This window comes from Clostridium sp. 1001271st1 H5 (assembly GCF_005845215.1).
In the GTDB taxonomy this organism is placed as follows: Bacteria; Bacillota; Clostridia; order Lachnospirales; family Lachnospiraceae; genus Enterocloster.
Map to the genome: position 1 here is coordinate 1 of NZ_SPHO01000052.1, position 3,136 is coordinate 3,136.

2 protein-coding genes and 1 pseudogene are annotated in these 3,136 nt (G+C 42.0%); all 3 read right to left on the reverse strand.

Going from position 1 to position 3,136, the window contains the following annotated elements; all coding sequences use genetic code 11:
• Positions 1–84: 84 nt before the first annotated feature.
• Positions 85–1,077, reverse strand: a pseudogene (locus FGS84_RS30425) (DUF5688 family protein).
• A gap of 72 nt (positions 1,078–1,149) precedes the next feature.
• The gene (locus FGS84_RS30430) at positions 1,150–2,823 is read right to left on the reverse strand and encodes an antirestriction protein ArdA (RefSeq protein ID WP_138311868.1); all 1,674 of its coding nucleotides are present in this window, start codon (positions 2,821–2,823) and stop codon (positions 1,150–1,152) included.
• A partial coding sequence (locus tag FGS84_RS30435) for a hypothetical protein (RefSeq protein ID WP_138311869.1) occupies positions 2,810–3,136 on the reverse strand: 327 nt, incomplete at its 5' end. The genes FGS84_RS30435 and FGS84_RS30430, both read right to left, overlap by 14 nt.

Consider the following 3,136-nt stretch of genomic DNA (forward strand, 5'->3'; position numbering starts at 1 on the left):
TCTTTCCGCCAACCCATGAAATAAAACTGTTGATTCTGCATCCCTCCTAACATCCACAATACTCATGAAACATATAACTGAGTCCTACGAAAATACCGGTGACATCCCAGGTTCAAAGTCCAGCTTCTCTGCCTGTTCTACTGCCTTTTCCAGTCTTTGGGCTTCCCTATCAAATCGATAAACTGAATTCCCCAACTTCTCCTGTGGGGTCACGGCTTCCTCATTTACAGCTTCAACCATCGCATTCAGTTCAGTTACGCTTACATTCTCTGTTTCTTTTAGAATAATCGTTTCATGAATCGATGACGGAATCACGATCAAATCTGATCCCAGCTTTTCTGCAATAAGAGACATCACTTCTTCGTCACGCATATAAACCGCCCCATTGACCTAATTTGAATTCGTCAGAACATACATCATTGCATTGGGATCCACATCCTCTAAATATTCCAAACTACCTGCTTTTACATCTCCCAGTTCATCAGAATACATTTTTGCCAGCATATCCTGTAAATCCAAAAAACAAGGAGGATTGCTCTGCTTCATGTTTTCCCAGGCATCCTGCTTTAACTGCTCCTCACTGACTCCCAACCACCTCAGCCTGTCATAATTAATAATGGCACTTCCGGCCTTTTCTCCATCCACCAACACATGAAATCCATAAACCAGTGCCAGATCCTCTCGTATTTCATGAGGACAGCTTGCCAGAAAATCTATATTTTCCTGTGCGTTGCGGACATAGACGGTCAGACTCTTCTTTATCGTTTCATAATCCCATTCCCTGCTTGAAATGCCATCTATGCTTATCTCTGCTTCCTGGCACTTCTGATAATCCTGAGCAATTTTCTGCCACACATCCTCCAGTTTCTTTCCATCCTCAAGTTCCTGATAATAGGATTCCAGATATAAAAGCGGAACGGATGTATAGCTTTTAGTGCCTGGAAGGTATACTCCCTGCAATTTGATGTTGTTATTTTTTAACACCTCCATGATTTCCACTTTTCTTTCCTGAAAAGATTCCGGAAAAAATCGTTTTAAATTCTTTTTTGTTAATTTCAAAAATTCTTCATATGTCATTTTCTATTCTCCTTCACACCTCATTCTTATTAGTTTCCTCCATTTGATCATCAAGCACGTTCAACGCTTCCCTTACTGCATTTTCATTCCCTGTTCTGTGTTCTGCTGTGTCTGTATTGGAAAATCTTCATTACGGGTAATCATTCCGTAGGTTGTCTGCACACTTTCCAACAGCCCAAGCTGACGTTCCCCATATCCTTGAAAATCAAATGTAGCAAATGCTGGATCATCAATATTGAACTCCAATTCCCGAAACAGATACCTTGCATACGAAGCCATGGAATACATCTGTGGATCATAGGAATAACAATCCAGGTTTTCCGCAATCCGAAGAGCCTGTTCCAAGCTATCGCATTGCTCTAGTTCCAAAGCTGCCTTGAATTTGCAAAGCGTTCTATCATCAGGAAATTCCTGAAGCTGTCTTGCCAGTTCATTCAATGTCTCAATGTCATCTGTCTGCTTAACGGATAATCCATGCACTGTGCTGATGCTCTCCGTAATGATACAGTCATCAAAAGTTCTCTCGTTTAATCTGTTCAGCGCCCACTGAAACCCCAAATCTGTAGTTGGAAGTTCCAACCAGGTTCCCTGTTCTTCTGGATATTGAGATCCGACCAGGCGAAGAGAAAAAATCCCTCCGGCCACTCCGTCAATATCGGGAAGGTGAATTCCATCATAAATATCTTGATACGAAAGAGCATTCTCAAATACATAACCTTTTGAGGTAAATATGCCCATTTCCTCCTTACGCTGATCCATCCCCACTCTTTGCGGATCCAATAATTCTCTTATATCCACTTCAAGCATATGGATCCACTCTAATCTGTCTTCCTCTAGGTAGAATTCTCCCAGTTTCCTGTCATCTATAATGCCTCGGAGGAATTTAAAGCACTCCAGGTTATAACAAAGATTGAGTAACTCTTTTATCCCAACTGGAACATCTATATTTTCTTCCTGACGCATCTGAATGGCGGCTTCATAAGTTTCTATCTGACTGGAGTCCATATGAGTAACCAGACAAGCTAATACATTGACTTCTTCTAAGGTAACAGACGCTGCCTTTTCCAATATATTCTTAAGAAAAGATGGCCAGTTCCCCAGAAGTTCAATCCGGTAAGGCTCATTTTCATGAATAAAGGCTCTCATCTTTGCATCCTTCAAAAAAGCGGGTTCTGCTGGAAGCCTCAGCTTCGCCCCTTGATAACTCCGCTCTGGGAAATATGCTTCTGAATAAATGGCAACATCCAGGGCTGGTTTTAATGTATGTGCCGTCCCTTTCAAAACCTCTTCCGGACATACAAAGTAATCCAGTCCCTCATTTCCAAGAAAAACCATAAGTTCTCCATCTGGTACCAGGATCCTTGTCTCTTGCATTTCTCTGATAAAGCCTCCAGCAGCAATCATTCCCCATGTTTCTGCTAAACTCTGAACCTCCTCATGTGTCAGTTTATCCTGTGAGTCTGCCTGCAGTACACTCCATAATCTTCCCTCATAAGCTTCCAGATCCAGTGATAGGCTAACCGGCTTATGCAGCCTCTTTGCATTATTAAAGTATGTCATCAATTTCTGATTTCTTTTTCCCAACAATCCTACACCTTCCATATGGTCGCGTATAAAAGACGAATAGTTTTCCATCTCATAAGCGGTCAGATGAATACCTTCCTCTGTACTATTCAGAGAATATATCTCTCCTTCTATGGGGCTGAACAATCGAAGGGTATAAAATTCTCCATCATAATGCTCCAAAAACAATCCCTCCTTTCTGAACGGCTGGTTCCTGCTCTTCTCCTTTCAAACCTTCTTCTGTGGTCAGAAAGAATTCATCTCCACTGTTCCAAAAGCTGACATACAGTTCTCCCTCTGGAATTTTGATTCCCCGCTGTTCAAATCCTTCTCCCCACCCATCACTTTCCTGACCTTCCCAGTACTCCTTTACTGCTTCAATCTCCCTTTCAGAAAGCTGGTTATGACTTTCTACTTCCAGAACTCCCCATAGTTCCCCCCGCCAGACTTCCACGGTAGGCTTCATACTGTAAATTTTTTCTTCTAACTTTGGATC